The 18345-nt window shown below is 73.2% G+C and carries 19 protein-coding genes; 6 read left to right on the forward strand and 13 right to left on the reverse strand.

Going from position 1 to position 18345, the window contains the following annotated elements; genetic code table 11:
- Positions 1-28 precede the first annotated feature (28 nt).
- The 5 genes from ACFQ9Z_RS03490 to ACFQ9Z_RS03510 form a co-directional block, all read right to left on the reverse strand.
- Complete coding sequence (locus tag ACFQ9Z_RS03490) at positions 29-1606, reverse strand: ABC transporter substrate-binding protein (RefSeq protein WP_383010173.1); 1578 nt, start codon at positions 1604-1606, stop codon at positions 29-31.
- 201 nt (positions 1607-1807) lie between these two features.
- Positions 1808-2569 carry an SDR family oxidoreductase gene (locus ACFQ9Z_RS03495; protein ID WP_383010175.1) on the reverse strand — a complete coding sequence of 254 codons (762 nt, stop codon included), beginning with the start codon at positions 2567-2569 and terminating at the stop codon, positions 1808-1810.
- A 21-nt stretch (positions 2570-2590) separates the two neighbouring features.
- Complete coding sequence (fabG, locus tag ACFQ9Z_RS03500; protein WP_383010177.1) at positions 2591-3352, reverse strand: 3-oxoacyl-ACP reductase FabG; 762 nt, start codon at positions 3350-3352, stop codon at positions 2591-2593.
- 147 nt (positions 3353-3499) lie between these two features.
- The gene (locus ACFQ9Z_RS03505) at positions 3500-3949 is read right to left on the reverse strand and encodes a DUF3037 domain-containing protein (RefSeq protein ID WP_383010179.1); all 450 of its coding nucleotides are present in this window, start codon (positions 3947-3949) and stop codon (positions 3500-3502) included.
- Positions 3946-4710: a HipA family kinase gene (locus tag ACFQ9Z_RS03510; protein ID WP_383010181.1), complete on the reverse strand. Its 765-nt coding sequence runs from the start codon at positions 4708-4710 to the stop codon at positions 3946-3948. The genes ACFQ9Z_RS03505 and ACFQ9Z_RS03510 overlap by 4 nt, the downstream gene beginning before the upstream one ends.
- 206 nt (positions 4711-4916) lie before the next feature.
- Here ACFQ9Z_RS03510 and ACFQ9Z_RS03515 point away from each other — a divergent pair, with 206 nt between their 5' ends.
- Together ACFQ9Z_RS03515 and ACFQ9Z_RS03520 are read left to right on the forward strand one after the other, a co-directional pair.
- Positions 4917-5411, forward strand: coding sequence for a Rieske (2Fe-2S) protein (locus ACFQ9Z_RS03515; RefSeq protein ID WP_383010183.1), 495 nt, complete (start codon positions 4917-4919; stop codon positions 5409-5411).
- 110 nt (positions 5412-5521) lie between these two features.
- Positions 5522-5995: a pyridoxamine 5'-phosphate oxidase family protein gene (locus ACFQ9Z_RS03520; protein WP_383010185.1), complete on the forward strand. Its 474-nt coding sequence runs from the start codon at positions 5522-5524 to the stop codon at positions 5993-5995.
- A 30-nt stretch (positions 5996-6025) separates the two neighbouring features.
- On the opposite strand, the gene ACFQ9Z_RS03525 is transcribed toward ACFQ9Z_RS03520, so the two are convergent.
- The gene (locus ACFQ9Z_RS03525; protein WP_383010187.1) at positions 6026-6934 is read right to left on the reverse strand and encodes a LysR family transcriptional regulator; all 909 of its coding nucleotides are present in this window, start codon (positions 6932-6934) and stop codon (positions 6026-6028) included.
- A 74-nt stretch (positions 6935-7008) separates the two neighbouring features.
- On the opposite strand from ACFQ9Z_RS03525, the gene ACFQ9Z_RS03530 reads away from it, so the two are divergent.
- Together ACFQ9Z_RS03530 and ACFQ9Z_RS03535 are read left to right on the forward strand one after the other, a co-directional pair.
- On the forward strand, positions 7009-7953 hold the full coding sequence (locus ACFQ9Z_RS03530) for a DMT family transporter (RefSeq protein WP_383010189.1): 945 nt from the start codon (positions 7009-7011) through the stop codon (positions 7951-7953).
- Positions 7950-8498 (forward strand): NADPH-dependent FMN reductase, encoded by a 549-nt coding sequence (locus ACFQ9Z_RS03535; protein ID WP_383010191.1) that lies wholly within the window; start codon positions 7950-7952, stop codon positions 8496-8498. Before ACFQ9Z_RS03530 ends, ACFQ9Z_RS03535 begins: the two co-directional genes overlap by 4 nt.
- 305 nt (positions 8499-8803) lie before the next feature.
- On the opposite strand, the gene ACFQ9Z_RS03540 is transcribed toward ACFQ9Z_RS03535, so the two are convergent.
- The gene (locus tag ACFQ9Z_RS03540; protein ID WP_383010194.1) at positions 8804-10135 is read right to left on the reverse strand and encodes an aminotransferase class I/II-fold pyridoxal phosphate-dependent enzyme; all 1332 of its coding nucleotides are present in this window, start codon (positions 10133-10135) and stop codon (positions 8804-8806) included.
- 35 nt (positions 10136-10170) lie between these two features.
- Between ACFQ9Z_RS03540 and ACFQ9Z_RS03545 the strand changes: the two genes are divergently transcribed.
- Positions 10171-10851 carry a pyridoxamine 5'-phosphate oxidase family protein gene (locus tag ACFQ9Z_RS03545; protein ID WP_383010196.1) on the forward strand — a complete coding sequence of 227 codons (681 nt, stop codon included), beginning with the start codon at positions 10171-10173 and terminating at the stop codon, positions 10849-10851.
- A 1-nt stretch (position 10852) separates the two neighbouring features.
- On the opposite strand, the gene ACFQ9Z_RS03550 is transcribed toward ACFQ9Z_RS03545, so the two are convergent.
- The 4 genes from ACFQ9Z_RS03550 to ACFQ9Z_RS03565 form a co-directional block, all read right to left on the reverse strand.
- On the reverse strand, positions 10853-11803 hold the full coding sequence (locus tag ACFQ9Z_RS03550; RefSeq protein WP_383010198.1) for a DMT family transporter: 951 nt from the start codon (positions 11801-11803) through the stop codon (positions 10853-10855).
- A 191-nt stretch (positions 11804-11994) separates the two neighbouring features.
- Positions 11995-13002 (reverse strand): DMT family transporter, encoded by a 1008-nt coding sequence (locus ACFQ9Z_RS03555; RefSeq protein ID WP_383010200.1) that lies wholly within the window; start codon positions 13000-13002, stop codon positions 11995-11997.
- A 63-nt stretch (positions 13003-13065) separates the two neighbouring features.
- The gene (locus ACFQ9Z_RS03560; protein ID WP_383010202.1) at positions 13066-13647 is read right to left on the reverse strand and encodes a Clp protease N-terminal domain-containing protein; all 582 of its coding nucleotides are present in this window, start codon (positions 13645-13647) and stop codon (positions 13066-13068) included.
- 171 nt (positions 13648-13818) lie between these two features.
- Positions 13819-14445 carry a PadR family transcriptional regulator gene (locus tag ACFQ9Z_RS03565; protein ID WP_383010204.1) on the reverse strand — a complete coding sequence of 209 codons (627 nt, stop codon included), beginning with the start codon at positions 14443-14445 and terminating at the stop codon, positions 13819-13821.
- 229 nt (positions 14446-14674) lie between these two features.
- Between ACFQ9Z_RS03565 and ACFQ9Z_RS03570 the strand changes: the two genes are divergently transcribed.
- Positions 14675-15487 (forward strand): PhzF family phenazine biosynthesis protein, encoded by an 813-nt coding sequence (locus ACFQ9Z_RS03570; protein ID WP_383010206.1) that lies wholly within the window; start codon positions 14675-14677, stop codon positions 15485-15487.
- A gap of 21 nt (positions 15488-15508) precedes the next feature.
- Here ACFQ9Z_RS03570 and ACFQ9Z_RS03575 read toward each other — a convergent pair whose 3' ends face one another.
- Entirely contained in the window at positions 15509-16309 is an 801-nt protein-coding gene (locus ACFQ9Z_RS03575; protein ID WP_383010208.1) for a CPBP family intramembrane glutamic endopeptidase, read from the reverse strand.
- Between the two features lie 98 nt (positions 16310-16407).
- The gene (locus tag ACFQ9Z_RS03580; protein ID WP_383010210.1) at positions 16408-17925 is read right to left on the reverse strand and encodes a glutamate--cysteine ligase; all 1518 of its coding nucleotides are present in this window, start codon (positions 17923-17925) and stop codon (positions 16408-16410) included.
- Positions 17926-18345: the final 420 nt, after the last annotated feature.

Consider the following 18345-nt stretch of genomic DNA (forward strand, 5'->3'; position numbering starts at 1 on the left):
ACCACTGACAGCCGGGGCGGGCGGACCGTCACCAGCTCGTCTTGCGGTGCAGCTCCCACATCATCATGATCGTCGAGGGGTCGAGAGCGCGCTCGCCGCCCGAGATGTCCTCGCTCGCCGCCACGTACTGCCGGCCCTGCCACAGCGGGATCAGCCGGGCGTCGTTCACCATGATCTGCTGCGCGGCCTCCAGGTCCTTGACCACCTTGCCGCGCTCGCTCTCGGCGCGCGAGCGGGGCAGCAGCACGCTGGTGATCTGCTTGGAGTCGTACGGCGTCCCCAGGGCGTTGTGCTCGCCGACGAAGGGGGCGATGAAGTTGTCCGCGTCGGGGAAGTCCGGGAACCAGCCGCGGCCGAACACCGGGTACTCGCCCTTCTGGTAGCCGACCACGTAGGTCTTCCAGGGGCGGCTCTTCAGGGTGATGCTGAACAGCCCGGAGGCGTCGAGCTGCCGCTTGAGCTCCTGGAACATCACGGCCGTCTCGGAGCCGTAGCGGTCGGTGGTGTACCAGAGGGTGAGCGGGACGCGCTGGGTGATGCCCGCGGCGGTGAGGATCTTGCGGGCCTTGGCCGTGCTGGGGTCGCCGAAGTCGTCGAAGTAGCTGGTGGTGTGGCCGGTCAGGCCCGCCGGGACCATCGAGTACAGCGGGACCACGGTGTCCTTGTAGACCTTGTGCGCGATCGCGCCCCGGTCGATGACCTGGGCGATGGCCTTGCGCACGGCGGGCTGCTTGGCCCACGAGTCCTTGGGGTTGAACACCAGGTAGCTGATGTCCGTGCCGGTGCCGTCCACGAGTTGCAGGTCGCTGGCGCCGGCCCGCTGCAGGGCGAGGATGTCGTCGGCGGCGAGGCCTCGGTAGGTGACGTCGATCTGCTTGTCGCGCAGCGCCTTCACCATGGTGGCCGAGTCCTGGTAGTACCGGATGGTCACCGCGCTGTTCTGCCGCTTGGCGAAGCCCTGGTAGTTCTCGTTGCGCGCCAGGACGGCCTGCTTGCCCTCTTCGTAGGACTGCAGCGTGTACGGACCGGAACCGAACACCTTGTTGTCCTTGCGCAGCGAGTTCGCCGGGTAGTCGTCGGGGTCGACGATGGACATGGCCGGGGTGGCGAGCACGAACGGGAAGGTGGCGTCGGACTGGTTGAGGCGGAAGACCACCTCGTCGTCGCCGACCGCGTCCACGCGGTCCAGGCTGCCGAGCAGTCCGGCGGGACCGCCGGGGGCGTCGATGGTGCGGATGCGGTTGATGGAGTGCTGGACGGCCTCGGCGTTCAGCGGGTCCCCGTCGGCGAACTTCATGCCCGGGCGCAGCTTGCAGCGGTAGGTGCGGCTGGCGGTGTCGGTGAAGGAGCAGCTCTCCGCGGCGTCCGGCTGCGGGGTGGTGGCGCCGTTCGGGTAGGCGAGGAGCGTCTGGTAGATGTTGCGGTACAGCTCCCAGGAGCCGTCCCAGGCGCCTGCCGGGTCCAGGGTGCTGGGCGCACTGGTGGTTCCGACGACGATCGGGCCCTTGCCGTCGGGATCGCCGTTCGAGAACAGACCGCAGCCGGCCACCAGGGATATGGACGCGATCGCCGCGACTCTCCGCAGGAATCGGTTCCGGTTGAACACGCGCACGCTCCTCGATCCGCCATACCAAGGGTCGGCAGACCATACCGCAGCGTTCGGGCCCCTGAACCTCCCCTGAACCAGCCCTTCTTGATCGATTGTGCGATGACTACGTTGTCAGTCCGCTGTGCGTGCTTTGTGCAGCGTTTCGGGCGCCGTTCCGCTGGGAAACGGCGCCCGAAAAAGACGACCGGCCGGTACCGGTCAGGCGACGCCGGCGTTGAGGAAGATGCCGCCGTCCACGACGAGGGTCTGACCGGTGACCCAGTCGGACTGCTCGGAGGTGAGGAACGCGGTGGCCCCGCCGATGTCGGAGGGGACGCCGAGCCGGCCGAGCGGGTAGGAGGCGGCCGCCTCCGCCTCGCGGCCCTCGTAGAGCGCCTGGGCGAACTTGGTCTTCACGACGGCCGGGGCGATCGCGTTGACCCGCACCCGGGGCGCGAACTCGTGCGCGAGCTGCTGGGTCAGGTTGATCATCGCGGCCTTGCTGACGCCGTAGGCACCGATGAACGGCGAGGGCGCGAGGCCCGCGATCGAGGCGATGTTGACGATCGCGCCGCCGTTGTCCTTCTGCCAGGCGTGCCAGGTCTTCTGGGCGAAGCCGAGCGCCGAGATCACGTTGGTCTCGAACACCTTGCGGGCGACGTCCAGGTCGAGGTCGGCGATGGGCCCGAAGACGGGGTTGGTGCCGGCGTTGTTGACCAGGAAGTCGACGCGGCCGAAGGCCTCCATGGTCCGCTCGACGGCCTCGCTCTGGTGGCCGAGATCGTGGGCCTTGCCGGCGACGCCGATGACCCGGTCGGCGCCGAGCCGTTCGACGGCCTCCTTCAGGGCGTCCTCGTTGCGCCCGGTGATGCACACGCGGTCGCCGCGGGCGACCAGCGCCTCGGCGACGCCGTGGCCGATGCCGCGGCTGGCGCCGGTGACGAGGGCGACCTTGCCGGAGAGTTCCGGGAGTTCAGTCATGTCGGTGATTCCCCTGGCTTCCTAGTCGAGCGGTCCGCCGGCCACGTACAGCACCTGGCCGGAGACGAAGCCGGCCGCCTCGCCGGTGAAGAAGGCGATGGCGTTCGCGATGTCCTCGGGCTCGCCCACGCGCTGGACCGGGATCTGGGTGGCGGCGGCGGCCTTGAAGTCGTCGAAGCCCATGCCGACGCGGTCGGCGGTGGCCTTGGTCATCTCGGTGGCGATGAAGCCGGGGGCCACGGCGTTGGCGGTGATGCCGAACTTGCCCAGCTCGATGGCGAGGGTCTTGGTGAAGCCCTGCAGACCGGCCTTGGCGGCCGAGTAGTTGGCCTGGCCGCGGTTGCCGAGCGCGGAGGACGAGGAGAGGTTGACGACCCGGCCGAAGCCCGCGTCGACCATGTGCTTCTGGACGGCCTTGGTCATCAGGAACGAGCCGCGCAGGTGCACGTTCAGGACGGTGTCCCAGTCGGAGACGCTCATCTTGAACAGCAGGTTGTCGCGCAGCACGCCGGCGTTGTTGACCAGGATGGTCGGGGCGCCCAGCTCCTCGACGATCCGGGCGACGGCGGCCTCGACCTGCGCCTCGTCGGAGACGTCGGCGCCGACCGCGATCGCCCGGCCGCCGGCCGCGGTGATCTTCTCGACGGTGTCCTTGCAGGCGGCCTCGTCGAGGTCGATCACGGCGACCGCGCGACCCTCGGCGGCCAGCCGTTCGGCGGTGGCGGCCCCGATGCCGCGCGCCGCGCCGGTGACTACCGCGACCCGCTGTTCATTGGTGGACATTGCTGCTTCTCCTCGCCCTTGAGAGAACCTGTGCGGCTCCAGGCGGAGCCGGCCGGTGCGGTGAGCGACCGCTTAGTACCTTCAGCACACGCGACGCTAGAAGCCCTGGCACCCGGTGTCAACGGGACACCGGGCCGGTGTGATCCATTACCTCACCAGGAGGTCCAGCAGACGCTCGGTCTCGGCGTCCGGGTCGGCGGTGAGCCCGGTGTGCACGGGCCCCGGCTGCACGACGGTGGAGCGGGGCGCGATCAGCCAGCGGAAGCGCCGCCCGGCGTCGTCGCCGGCCGCCTGCCCTGCCCCCTCGCCGCCGGCGCAGACCCGTTCCACCGCGCCGAGCGCGGCCCGCACGCCCGCCACGTCCGCCGCGGGGTCGAGGGCGAGCAGCCGGGCCTCGTCCAGGTGGGTCCGGACGCCTACGTAGGCCTGGGCGCGGCAGTAGACCACCACGCCGGCGTTGACGCACTCGCCGCGTTCGATCCGCGGCACGACCCGCAGCAGGGCGTACTCGAACACGTCCCGGTCACCGCCCTGGCCGGCCCGGGTGATGTGGCGCTCGGTCACATGACCGGCCATGTGGATGTGACGCTCGCTCACTTGCTCTCCTCGATGCCGGTGATGCGCTCGGCGATGACGGCCGCCCGGGCGAGCAGCGGCCGTGCGTAGGCGGCCCTGAGCTCGTCCGGGGTGCCGAAGCCCGGCTCGCCGGCCAGCCAGGCGTCGGGGATCTCGGCGGTGACCTCGGCGAGGAGGTCCTCGGTGACCCTGGGGGCCAGCTCGGCCGCTGCGGCGGCGACGTCCGGCGCGAAGCGGGCGAGGGCGTGGTCGGCGGCGTCGTACGGGCGGGCCGCGGAGGCCTCGGCGGAGGGCCAGTTGTGGTGCCAGATCATCGTGGCGCCGTGGTCGATGAGCCAGAGCTCGCCGCGGTGCACCAGGAGGTTGGGGTTGCGCCAGGACCGGTCGACGTTGTTGATCAGCGCGTCGAACCAGACGATCCGCCCGGCCTCGGCGGGGCTCACCGGGAAGGCGAGCGGGTCGTAGCCGAGGGCGCCGGAGAGGAAGTCCATGCCCAGGTTGGCGCCGCCGCTGGACCTGAGCAGGTCCTGCACCTGCTGTTCGGGCTCGCCGAGGCCGAGGACGGGGTCCAGTTCCACCGTGACCAGCCGGGGCATCCGGAAGCCCAGCCGGCGGGCGAGTTCGCCGCACACCACCTCGGCGACCAGGGTCTTGCGGCCCTGTCCGGCACCGGTGAACTTCATGACGTAGGTGCCGAAGTCGTCGGCCTCGACGAGTCCCGGCAGCGAGCCGCCCTCACGCAAAGGGGTGATGTAGCGGGTCGCGGTGACTTCCTTGAGCATCGCCCCAGGTTACTGGGGCAGGAGCAGGTCCGGCCGGTGGTCGGACGGACGGCGCGCGGCCGTGGTGACGGGATCGGGCGGGCCGGCCGTGGTTCCATGCCGGTCCGCCCTTGGTGCAGGGATCCGGGCGCCCGTCTGAACAGGCGGGCGTCCCGGACCGTACCCCTGGGCGGACCACGAGACGCTCCGCGGAAGGGAACCACGTCATGACCAGCGCATCGTTCAAGCCCGAAGCGGGACCGGCCCGCCGTACCGTCATGGCGGCGGCCGGAGCGGCCGGGCTCGCCGCCGCGCTGACCGCCTGCGGTTCGGGCGACGCTTCCTCGGACGCCGTCGACACCGGGTCCGGCACCGCGGGCACGACCGGGTCCACGCAGGGGGGCGCTTCCCCGAAAACCGGCGAGGCGGCGGGGGGCAGCGCCCTGGCCCGGACCTCGGACATCCCCGAGGGCGGCGGCAAGATCTTCACGGACCAGGGCGTGGTGGTCACCCAGCCGACGGCCGGCACCTACAAGGCGTTCTCCGCCAAGTGCACCCACCAGGGGTGCGCGGTGTCCCGGGTCTCGGACGGCGTGATCGTCTGTCCGTGCCACAACAGCCACTTCTCCGTCGCGGACGGCAGCGTGAAGCAGGGGCCCGCCACCCAGCCGCTGGCCGCGGAGAAGATCACCGTCTCGGGCGACGAGATCAAGCTGGCCTGAGGCGCGCGGGAACGGCCGGCGAGCCCGTCCTGTTCCTTTTCCCGGCGTGATCCCGGAGGATCGCGCCGGGGGCGGGTTCCGCCGGTACGACGTGGGAGAAGAGGGGCCGTATGACCGTGACTCAGCAGCGCCGGGGCCGGAAGATCATGATGACGCCCGGGGAACTGGACGACTTCCTGACCAGCCGGCGCACCTGCCGGGTCGCGACCGTCTCGGCGGACGGCACGCCGCACGTCAGCGCGCTGTGGTTCGTCTGGGACGGCACGTCCCTGTGGCTGTACTCCGTGGTGCGCAGCCGGCGCTGGGCGCAGCTCAGCCGCGATCCCCGGGTGGCGGTCGTGGTCGACTCCGGCGAGGAGTACGACGAGTTGCGCGGGGCCGAGCTGTCCGGGCGGGTGGAGTTCGTCGGCGAGGTGCCCCGGACCGGGGAGCTGCGCGCCGAACTCGACACCCCCGAGACGCTGTTCGCGCGCAAGTACTTCGGCCTGGACGAGATGCCGCACGACGGCCGGCACGCCTGGGCCCGGCTGACCCCGGACACGACGGTGTCCTGGGACTTCCGCAAGCTCGGTGCGGTGGGCTGAGGCCCGCGGAGGCTCGGCGGCCGGGCCGCCTCAGAGCCGGTCCACCCGCTCGGCCGCCGCCCGCAGCGCGTCGACAGCGGCGCGGATCGAGGGGCGGCGGTCGGCGTCCGCCCGCCAGACGACGTAGACGTGCCGCCGTACCCGCTGCCTGAGCGGGATCAGCACGATGCCCGGTGGCACCGGGTGCCGTCCCAGCAGCGGCGCGATGCACACGCCGAGCCCGGCGGCGACCAGCCCGAGCTGGGTGTGGGTCTCCCCGGCCCGGTGCCCGACGATCGGCTCGATGCCCTTGGAGCGCAGGGTGAACATCAGCCACTCGTGGCAGAACTCGCCCTCCCCCCAGGTGATCCACTCGTCCTCCGCGAACTCGGCGAGGTCCACCTCGTCCCGGTCCGCGAGCCGGTGCCCGGCCGGCATGGCCACGTCGGCCGGATCGTCCAGCAAGGGGGCCTTGACCAGCCCGTCGGGCACGGGCATCGGCTTGTTGTACCAGTCGAGGACCACGGCCAGGTCGAGGTCGCCGCGCACGACGGCGGCGATGCCGTGCTCTGGCTCCAGCTCGCTGGAGCGCACCCGCAGGCCCGGGTGCCGGCCGCGCAGGTCGGCGAGCGCGGTGGGGAACAGCCCGCGGGCGGCGGTCGGGAACGCCGAGACGCGCAGCTCGCCCGCGACCTGGCCGCGGTGCGCCTCCAGATCGGCCTGGGCGAGTTCGACCTGGGACAGGATGCGGGCCGCGTGCTCCGACAGCAGCCGTCCGGCGTCCGTCAGCCGCACGCCACGGCCGTTCTTCGCCAGCAGCCGCTGCCCGGCCTCGCGCTCCAGCTTGCCCAGTTGCTGGGAGACCGCGGACGTCGTGACGTGCAGGGCGTCGGCGGCGGCGCTGACCGAGCCGTGCCGGGCGAGGGCGTCCAGGGTGCGCAGGCGCTCCAGGTTCAACATGTAAGCGATACTAAGAGGTATCCGGTGAGAATTCTCGATTGTGCTACGACGTCGACTCCCGCATCGTTGACGGCATGAGCACGGTCACCGCACCCTCGACCCAGTCCCCCGCGCCCGCCCGGCCCCGCGCCCGCCTCGACTGGCGGCTGCGTTTCGGCGCCCTGTCGCTGATCTGGGGCTTCAGCTTCCTGCTGATCAAGGTGGGCACGGACGGCTACGCGCCGTTCCAGGTCACACTCGGCCGGCTGGTCTTCGGTACGGCTGTACTGGCGGCGGCGATGGCCGTGAAGCGGGAGCGGCTGCCGCGCGGGGGCCGGCTGTGGGGGCACATGGCGGTCGCCGCGTTCTTCCTGAACGCCCTGCCGTTCTCCCTGTTCGCGTACTCGGAGCTGACCATCCCCTCCACCCTGGCCGGCATCTGCAACGCCACCTCACCGCTGTGGGGCATGGCCCTGTCGATGGTCGCCCTCTCCGAGGACCGGCCCACGCGGGTGCGCGTCGCGGGGCTCGGCCTCGGCTTCCTGGGTGTGCTGACCGTGCTGGGCGCCTGGCAGGGCTTCCACGGGCTGGACGCTACGGGCACGGCGATGGCGCTGCTCGCCTCGCTCAGCTACCCGATCGGCTGGATCTACGTCCGCCGGACCCTGGCCGGGACCGGGAACTCGCACCTGTCCATGACGGGGGCCCAGCTGCTGCTGGCGACGGTGCAACTGGCCGTCGTGACCCCGCTGTTCACCCCGCTCCCGGACCGCTTCCCGGTCGTCCCGCTGCTGGCCGTGGCCGCGCTGGGCGCTCTCGGCACGGGGCTCGCGGTGCTCATCCAGTACGGCCTCGTCGCCGAAGTCGGGCCCACCACCGCCCAGATGGTCACCTACTTCATCCCGGTCATCGCCACGGCGGCCGGCGTGGCGATCCTCGGCGAGTCGCTGCGCTGGACCACTCCGGTCGGCGCCGTGATCGTCCTCGCCGGGGCCGCGCTCACCCAAGTCAGGCCGAAGGGAAGTAAGTTGGGCGGGTGACTGCGCTGCCGATCGTCCTGTTGCTGTCGGGGAGCCTGCGCACCGGCTCCACCAACGACACCGTGCTGCGCACCGCGCGGGCCCTGGGGCCGTCCGCCGGGGTGGACACGGTCCGGTACACGGGGCTGGCCGGGCTTCCGCACTTCAACCCGGACGACGACACCGATCCGCCGCCGGCTCCGGTGGCCCGGCTGCGCGCGGCGATCGACGGCGCCGACGCCCTCCTGATCTGCGCCCCCGAGTACGCGGGCACGCTGCCGGGTTCCTTCAAGAACCTGCTGGACTGGACGGTCGGCGGCACCGAGATCTGCGGCAAACCGACTGCGTGGGTCACCGCGGCGGCACCGGGCCGCGGCCAGGGCGCGGAGGCCACCCTGCGCACCGTCCTCGGCTACACCGGGGCCGCCGTCGTGGAGCCCGCATGCGTACGGATCCCGGTGGACCGCACCATGGTCGGCGCCGACGGCCTCCTCACGGACGAGAAGGCGCGCCGGGCCCTCACCGACGTACTGCACCTGCTGACGGGCGCCGCTCCACGACGGTGAGCACGGCCGCCCGGCCCGTCCGCAGGTGCCGCTCCTCAGCGGTGAGCGCGCTCGCTCGGCCCGCCGACAGACGCCACTCGCGGGGTGAGCACGGCCCACCGCGCCCGGTCGGCACCGCCCTCAACCGTGCCGCACGGCCCACCGGGCCCGCTCGGCACCGCCCTCAACCGTGCGCACGACCCGCCAGGCCCGGTCGAGACGGTCCTCAACGGTGCGCACGGGCCACCGGCCTCGTCGGCAGGGCTCCCCGCGGTCACCGCACTCGCCCGGCCTACCGGCAGGCCCCCCACCGCGACGGTCCGTCCTCAGCCGTAGGACCGGGCCGGGGACGGGCGTACAGCATCCGCCACCGCGTCGGCCAGGGGGACGATGTCCCGGGGGGCGAGGGCGGAGACCGTGACGCGGACGCCCGGCGGTGAGCCCAGCCGGAACCGGGCGCCCGGGGTGACCGCCCAGCCCGCGTGCAGCAGCCGGGCCACCACGCCCGTCTCGTCGGGCACCGGCACCCAGACGTTCATGCCGCTGCGCCCGTGCGCCGGCACCCCGCGCGCGGCGAGCGCCTCGACGAGCGCCTCCCGGCGCGCACCGTAGGAGGCAGCCACCTCAAGGGGGTCGACGGCGCCGCAGCGCCACAGTTCCACCACGGCCCGCTGGACGAGCCGGCTCACCCATCCGGGCCCCAGCCGCTGCCGCCCGCGCACCCGGTCGACGGTGACGGCGTCGCCCGTGAACACCGCGAGCCGTAGGTCCGGCCCCCAGGCCTTCGCAACGGAGCGCACGAAGGCCCAGTGGCGGGTGACGCCGGCCAGCGGCCGCAGCGGCACGTCGACGATGCCGTGGCCGTGGTCGTCCTCGATCAGCAGCGTCGCGGGGTGGTCCGCGAGGACCGAGCGCAGCGCACGCGCGCGCGTGGCGCTCAGCGCGGCGCCGGTCGGGTTCTGCGCCCGGTCGGTGACGATCAGCGCCCGCGCCCCGGCCTGAAGCGCGCGACGGACGTCGGCGGGCAGCGGGCCCTCGTCGTCGACTCCGACGGGCACCGTGCGCAGCCCGAGCGCCGGGACGAGATCGAGCACGCTGCCCCAGCCTGGGTCCTCCACCGCCACCTGGTCGCCCGGCCTGAGGTGGGCCGCGAGGACCCGTTCGATGACGTCCAGCGAACCGGAGGCGACGGCGACGGGTCCGTCCGGCACGCCGTCGGCGTCCAGTGCGGCGCGGGTCAGCCGGGCCAGCTCCGGCTCCACCGGGTCGTGCCCGTACAGCACGGGTTCCCGGTCGCCGTGGGCGGCGGCCGCCGCGAAGGCGTCCGCCAGGCGCGGCAGCAGCGCGGGATCCGGGTTGCCGTCGGCCACGTCCCGCACGCCCGCCGGCACCTCCACCCGCAGCTGCTCGCGTCCGGTCGTGGCCGGCTTGGCACGCACCCGGCTGCCGCGCCGCCCCGCGGTCTCGATCACCCCGCGTTCGCGCAGGGTGCGGTAGGCGGCCGCGACCGTGTTCGCGTTCACCCCGAGCCGGGCCGCCAGCTCCCGCATCGGGGGCAGGGGCCGGCCGGGCTCCAGCTCCCCGGCGCCCACGGCCCGCTCGACGCTGGCCGCGATCTCCGCTGCGCCCCGGCCCTGAATCGGATACTCTCCTAGCACAAAACCAATTATGCACTAGTACAATGGAGAACGCCATGCAGGGGACCCGGGAAGCCTCGTCGCAGTCCGCCGCGTACACACCGACCGACCGCACCGTGCCCACGCGCTCCGCGGACCGGGCGACGTACGACCGGGACGTGGTGCACGCGATACTCGACGAGGGCTACGTCTGCCACCTCGGCTTCGTCCGCGACGGCGCGCCGGTGGTGCTGCCGACGCTGTACGGCCGGGTCGGCGAGCGGCTGTACGTCCACGGGTCCACCGGTTCGCGCCCGCTGCGGATGACCGGCGAGGCCGATCCGGGGCTCCAGGTGTGCCTGACGGTCACCCATGTCGACGGCCTGGTGCTGGCCCGCTCCGCCTTCCACCACTCGATGAACTACCGCTCGGTGGTGGTGCACGGCACGGCCCACGAGGTCACCGACCCCGAGGAGCGGCGGCTGGCCCTGGACGCGCTGGTGAACCACGTCGTACCGGGCCGGGCCGCCGACTCCCGGCCCGCGAACAAGAAGGAGCTGGCCGCCACCGCGGTCATCCGCCTCGACCTGGACGAGGTCTCCGCGAAGATCCGCACCGGTGGCGCCAACGACGAGCCCGAGGACCTGACGCTGCCGCACTGGGCCGGGGTCGTGCCGCTCCGCAAGGGCTACGAAGCCCCCGTCCCCAACCCCGACCTGGCGCCCGGCATCGGGCTCCCGGACTACCTGGCCCGGTGAGCTAGGAGGTCGCGGGCACCGGTTCCCGGCGTCCGGCCCCGCGGGCCTCGCCCAGCGCCAGGCCCGCGACCGCGCCGAGCATCAGCAGCGTGCCGGCCAGGGTGGCCGCCGTGAGGCGCTCGCCGAGCAGCGCCACGGCGAGCACGGCCGCGGTCACCGGCTCCAGCAGCATGATCACGGAGACGGTGGCGGAGCGGACGACGGCGGCGCCCGCGAAGTACAGGGCGTAGGCGAGGGCGGTGGGCACGGACGCGATGTACGCGATCAGGACCAGCAGCCGCACGGGGTGGCCGGTGTGCGGGAGGAGCCCCTCGACCAGGGCGAACGGCAGCAGGCACAGGGTGGTGACGGCGAAGGCTCCGATGGTGGTGCCGGAGGAGTCGGCGGCGCCGTCGCGCCCCCAGCGGCGGGTCAGCAGCGTCATGCCGCTGTAGCCGGCCGCCGACGCCAGCGCGTACAGCACGCCGACCGGCCGGACGGTCGCGGCGGAGCCGCCGAGGGTGAGCACGGCGAGCCCGGCGAGGGCGCCGGCGACCGCGAGCAGACCGCCGGCGCCGAGCCGCTCGCCCAGGGTGAGCCGGGCGCCCAGCGCGATGAGCACGGGGCCCGCGCCCAGCGTGACCACGGTGGCGACGGCGAGCCCGGTCGACCCGACGGCGGCGAAGTAGGCGGTCTGGAACACGGCGAGCCCGACGCCGGTGGCGGCGGCCTTGCCGGCCCTGCGCCGCAGCGGTTCGGGCGCTGCCGCCCGGCCCCGGCCGCGCAGCAGCCGGCCGGCCAGCAGCAGCACCAGCCCGACGGCGCAGCGCCAGAACGAGAGGGTGAAGGCGCCCATCTCGCTGGTCCGGTAGACCAGGGAGGCGACGGCGCCCGCGGTGCCCCAGGTGGCACCGGTGACGATCAGGTAGAGCAGGCCACGCCCGACGGGCAGGCCGGAGACAGCGTTCGACACGAGGTTTCTCTCCGCAGAAGCGCACCGGAGTGCGGAAGTTCGGAAGGCGACCCGGCTCAGCGGGACGCGGGGACTCCGTCTGCGGGCAGCACCGTCCCGCCCGGCGCGGCGCGCCGGGCGTTCACCACGGGGGCCCGCCTCAGGCGGCGGGCGGCGAGAGGACGAGCGCGTTCGACGTCATGACCGGCACCTTAGGCAGCCGTCCCGCGTGCGGACAACTCCCGTTCCGCGCCGCCGCCCGCGGCCACCGGCTCCGCCGCCCCCTTGGCGGGCGCCGCGGACTGGGCGATGTACGCGCCGAGGAGGACCACGGCGCCGCCGATGATCTGCGGCGCGGACAGGTGCTCGCCGAGCAGCACCCAGGCCAGCACGGTCGCGATGACCGCCTCGAGGCAGGCGACGACACCGGCGACCTGCGGGGACAGCCGGCGCACGGACAGCACGCCGGTGATGTACGCGGCGACCGTGGCGACGAGGACCACCCAGGCCAGCAGGGCGACGGCCGGGACGGCGGTGCCGTCCAGCCGCGCGGAGCCGGCCAGCACCGGCCAGTCCATGTTCCACGGGCGGGCCACGGCGGTCAGCACGAGGGCGCCGATGAGCAGGCCGTAGGCGATGACGCCGAGGGGGTCCGGCGCCTGCTCGCCCGCCTCGCCGCCCTGGTCGGACAGGACGAAGTAGCCGACCTGGCAGCAGGCGGCGCCGAGCGCGAGCAGCAGGCCGGCCGCGTCGAAGCTCAGGCCCGCCCACACCTCGACCACGCAGGCGAGGCCGCCGGCCGCGAGGACCACGCCGAGCGCGGCCGCGCGGGTGACCGGCCGCCGCTGCACGAACCGCACCCAGCCGAGCACGAGCGCGGGGGCCAGGTACTCGACGAGCAGCGCCACGCCGACCGGGACGCGGGAGAGCGCGGCGAAGTAGAACGCCTGGACGCCGGCCACGGCCAGCAGTCCGAACCCGGCGAGCAGCGCGGGGCGGCGCAGCAGCAGCGCGCGGTGCCGCACGGCGAGCGGCAGCATGACCACGGCGGCGCCCGCCACCCGTAGCCACACCACGTGGAGCGGGTCGAGTCCCGCCTCGATCAGCGGCTTGGCCGCGACTCCGGACCCGCCGAAGGCCAGCGCGGACACGAGCGCGAGTCCGAGCCCGGCGCCCTTGCCGTGGCTGCCCCGGCTGCTTGCAGATATAGGCACCGGCACATGATGGCAGGCGTTGACATGAGCGTCACCCTCGTTGACACCTGTCTCAGGGGATGGACGGTGTCAGGGCCGGGCGTCCGCCGGGCGGCCGTCGAGCCGGGCGCCCAGCTCACGGGTCCCGATGCCGGCGCGTTCCAGGACCTCGACGGCCCGGGACCGGGAGTCCAGGACGAGCCCGGCGAGCAGGTCGGTGCCGCCGGTCCGGGCCGCACCGCGGCGTCGCGCGCGCCTGCGGGCCTCCTCGAGGGCGACGGCCGCGACGGGCGACCAGTGCCCGGTGTCGCCGTGCGCCGCGCCGCCCGGTTGCCCGCCGTCGTACCGGGCGGGACCGGGCAGGGCGGCGAGCGCGCCGGAGCCCTCCACGCTGTGCTGCCAGCGCAGCCCGTAGCCGATGCTGCGCTGCACCAGGTAGCCGAGCAGCCGGGCGAGCCGCGGGGCCCCGCCCACGGCGGCCCTGACCTCGGGGTCGTGCTCCAGGAGCGAGTGGAGCAGATGGGCGGTGTCGATCTGGCGGTCCCCGTCGCGCACCGCCCGGCGGCGGGCACCGGCGACCACCGCCGCCAGCTCGGCACCGAGCACGGCATCGTCGTCCGTGTGCGGGAGTCCCTGGTCGGGAATGCTCCGGCGGGCTGTACGGGGATGCACACCATCACCTCATCAGCCACAGGCGGCCGGGTCATCCACGGGGGGAACCATCTTCGGGTGCCGCGCGGAGTGGACATGGGCCGCCGGGATCTCATCCTCAGGGAGGAGATCAGGCCGTTGACACGAGGGCGCCCCACGGAGGTTCGGCGGGGCGCCCCGGTGCCGTGGGGCTCAGTCCTCGTCGGCGAGGATGAGGTACAGCTTCTTGCGGGCGTCGTTGAGGACGGCCACCGCCTTGTCGCGCTGTTCCTTGGTCCCCGTGTTCCAGACCTGCCCGAAGGCCTGCATCAGGCCCATGCCGGCCTGCCGGATCTCGCCGAGGGCCTCCCAGTCGACCCCGCGCGAGGCCTCCTCCCAGGGGGCGTCCGGGCCTTCCTCGGCGGCCGCGCGGCCGCTGTCGGTCAGGGAGAACAGCTTCTTGCCGCCCTCGCTCTCGCTGGCGATCAGCCCCTCGTCCTCCAACAGCTGGAGGGTGGGGTACACCGAGCCGGGGCTCGGCTTCCAGGCGCCGCCGCTGCGCTCGGCGATCTCCTGGATCATCTCGTAGCCGTGCCGGGGCCCCTCCTTGAGCAGGGCCAGGATCGAGGCGCGCACGTCGCCACGCCGTGCCCGTCCCCTCGGTCCGCCACGCCCTCGCGGCCCCCACGGCCCCGGTCCGAACCCGGGTCCGCCGGGTCCCCAGCCGGGGCCGCCCGGGCCGAAGGGCCCGAAGGCGGCCCGCCGCCCCTCGAAGCCGCCGAACCCGCCCCGGCCCGGGCCGTCCTGACGATGTCCACGCTCGAATCCGTGGCTGCGCATCGTGATCACTCCATCCCATCGTTGACCGGTCACGTTCGCTTCGCGTTCTTACGCGATACCTCAACGATATATCGGAAGCGTTCGCACGACAAGGCTCTTTCGCACCCGCCCGGAAAGCGGGATCACCGCGGCCCGCCGGCCGCCTCGCCGCACAGCGGGGCGGGAAATGGGTCCAGGACTCGTCGATTGGCCTTGGTTCCGGGTCCGCCGCGGCCCTAGCGTCTGCGCCATGCGCATCCGAATCGTCGACGCCTTCACCGACCGCCCCTTCGCCGGCAACCCGGCCGGCGTCCTGCTCCTGGAGGACGTCTTCCCGGACGACGACTGGCTGCAGAACGTAGCTCTGGAGGTGAACCACGCCGAGACGGCCTTCGCGCACCGGCTGCCCGCGGGCGGCGAGGCGGACTGGGCGCTGCGCTGGTTCACGCCCGTCGCCGAGGTCGCCATGTGCGGGCACGCCACGCTCGCCACCGCGCACGTCCTGCACACCACCGGCGCCCACGAGGGCCCGGTGCGGTTCGCCACCCGCAGCGGCGTCCTCGTCGCCACGCCGGGCTCGGACGGCGCGATCACCATGGACTTCCCCACCGCCCCGCTCACCGAGGTGGCCGTCCCGGACGGCGTCGGCGAGGCGCTGGGCGCCGCCCCGGTGGTCGCCTACGACACCGGGCCGAACGTCGGCGACCTGCTGGTGGAGCTGGCCGACGAGCGGACGGTGCTCGCGCTCGCCCCCGACCACAAGGCCCTGACGGCGCACTCCGCGCGGGGCGTCATCGCCACCGCCCGCGCGGACGACCCCTCGCTCGGCTACGACTTCGTCTCGCGCTGCTTCTTCCCCAACGTCGGCATCGACGAGGACCCGGTCACCGGCAGCGCCCACACCGCGCTGGCCCCGCACTGGTCCGCGCGCCTGGGCCGGGACGACCTCACGGGCCTGCAGGCCTCCCGTCGTGCCGGGCTGGTGCGCACCGGTCTGCGCGGCGACCGCACGCTGCTGACCGGCCGCGCGGTCACCGTCATCGAGGGCGAACTGCTCGCCTGAGCGGCCGGGGCGGCCCCCGTCTCAGGCCGTCGGCAGCCAGTCCACCCTGCCCGCGAGCAGGGCGTAACCGACGAAAGCGCCGATGTCGAGCAGGGAGTGGGCGACGACCAGCGGGCCGACCCGGCCCCAGCGGCGGTAGAGCCAGACGAAGACCACGCCCATCACCATGTTGCCGACGAAGCCGCCGATGCCCTGGTAGAGGTGGTACGAGCCGCGCAGGACCGCGCTGGCCACCAGCGCGGTCCCCGCCGTCCAGCCGAGCTGCCCCAGCCTGCGCAGCAGATAGCCGACGACGATGACCTCCTCCAGGACGGCGTTCTGCACCGCCGACAGGACGAGCACCGGGTACTTCCACCACACGTCGGGCAGCGCCTCGGGCACCACGGTGAGGTTGAAGCCGAGGCCGCGGGCGGCCAGGTAGAAGGCGATGCCGGTGCTGCCGATCACGGCCGCGACGCCCGCGCCCCGGCCGAGGTCGGGCCAGGGGCGGCTGCGGTCGAAGCCCAGCGTGCGCAGGCTCTCGCCCTCGCGCATCAGCAGATGGGCGACCAGCGCCACGGGCACCAGCGCGGAGGCGATGCCGAAGAGCTGCCAGGCCAGGTCGAGCCAGGGACGCCCGGGCGCGGCGGAGGCGTTGAGAGTGGCCGCCTGGTCCTTGAGCCCGCCCGGCCTGGTGACCGACCCGACGAAGCTGATCAGCGCGGACACGCCGCTCGCGCCGAGCGAGAGCGCCAGCACGAGCAGTGTCTCGTCCCGGAGGATCCGCCGCGGGAACCGCTCCTGCGGATGGCCTGCGGCCGCCGGGTCCGCCTCCACGTGCACTCCTGTCGTCGCTCCGGCCGTGCGAGCACAGCATGCCGGATCGTCTTCCGGAGCGCTCGACCGGGCCCGGCTCGCCGCGCAGGGCCCGGCGCGTACCCTCAGCCGAGCGGGACGGGCTCGGGAAGCCCGACCGGCCAGGTGTGCACCGGCTCGCCCACGTGCATCAGCTCGGCGTAGCGGCGTGTCGTCGCGGCCAGCGCGGCCCCGCGCCCTAGTCCCTGCTCCAGCGCCCGGTGGAAGGTGGCCGTCTGCCAGGACGCCCCGTTCACCCGGCGCCGGCAGCGCTCCTCGATGACGCCCAGGTAGAGGTCGCGGTCGGCGGCCTCCACGCCCCAGGCGTCGAGCCCGGCGGAAGCGAGCGGCAGCAGTTCGTCCCGGACCAGGGTGACGGCGTCGACCTCGCCCGTGCCGCCGTAGCGGCCGCGGCGCGGCCAGACGAAGCGGGCGTCGATGCCGTCCCGGCAGGCCGCGTCGAAGTTGGCCTCGGCCGCCTCGAACGGCAGCCGGGTCCACACCGGGCGCGACTCCTCGGCGAGGGCCCGCACCAGGCCGTAGTAGAAGGCCGCGTTCGCGATCACGTCGGTGATGGTCGGGCCGGCCGGCAGCACCCGGTTCTCCACCCGCAGGTGCGGCACACCGTCCGCGATGTCGTACACGGGCCGGTTCCAGCGGTACACCGTGCCGTTGTGCAGCACCAGTTCGGCGAGCTTCGGTATGCCGCCGGCGTCGAGGACCTCCAGCGGGTCCTCGTCGTCGCACATCGGCAGCAGCGCCGGGAAGTAGCGCAGGTTCTCCTCGAACAGTTCCCGGGCGGAGGTGATCCACCGCTCGCCGAACCAGGTGCGCGGCCGCACGCCCTGCGCCTGGAGTTCCGGCGGACGGGTGTCGGTGGCCTGGAGGAACAGCGGCGGCCGGGACTCGCGCCAGAGTTCGCGCCCGAACAGGAACGGCGAGTTGGCGCCGACGGCGATCTGCGCCGCGGACGCCGCCTGGGCGGCGTTCCACACGTCGGCGAAGCGGGCCGGGGTGACCTGGAGGTGCAGCTGCACCGAGGTGCAGGCGGCCTCGGGAGCGATGGACTTCGAGGTGCAGCGCAGGTGCTCCACGCCCTCGATGTCGAGCTGGAAGTCCTCGCCGCGCGCCGCCACGATCTGGTCGTTGAGCAGGGTGTAGCGGTCCGCCTCGGAGAGGTTGGACGAGACGAGGTCGTCCCGGTCGAGCGTGGGCAGAATACCGATCATCACGATGCCGGCGTCCACCTCGCCGGCCTTTCGGTCGGCGTACGCGAGTGAGGTGCGCAGTTCCTCGGCGAGCCGGTCGAATACCCGGCCGCCCAGCCGGTGCGGGGCGATGTTCACCTCGAGGTTGAACATCGCGAGCTCCGTTTGGAAATCACGGCTCGCAATCCGCTCCAGCACCTGCCCGTTCAACATTTTCGGCATACCGTCGCGGCCGGCGAGATTCAATTCGATCTCGACGCCCATGAGGTTCTTGGCGCGGTCGAACCGCTTCTCGTCCAGCAGCCGCTCGAGTCCCGTCAGACACTTCTGGAGCTTTTCGCGGTACCGCTGGCGATCGGACAGGTCGAACTGCCCTGCCACGACCTTCTCCCCCATCTAAGTGTCCCTCCTCGGATGGCGGGCCGCGGATCGGCCGCCGGGGTCCCGGGTCTGGATGATGCCCAGTGGAAGCGATCGATAACGTCCCGCGCGGGCCAGGCGCCCGCTACTCTGTCGGTATGTTCCCGGCGGCACATTCACGGGGCATGCCGCATCACGCACGTTCGTGTGCCCCGATCGCCTCGTGAAAAACGCCGACGACAATCGGCCGACCGCGGCGGCGGTGTACAACGAGGTCAGCGCGGGTTCCCGGCACGAAAAGCGGGATGCATGCAGACGAATCGTCGGCTGAATGACGTCTTGCCGGGCCGACCCGAATGCGGTAGACGAAACATCGTCTGAACACGTGTCGTATAAACTTCGCGAACAAGGCCCGGGGTTGGTGCCCGTGGTCCCGGTTTCTGTCGTGTTCCTGCC

This window comes from Streptomyces sp. NPDC056580 (assembly GCF_042793175.1).
Classification (GTDB): domain Bacteria; phylum Actinomycetota; class Actinomycetes; order Streptomycetales; family Streptomycetaceae; genus Streptomyces.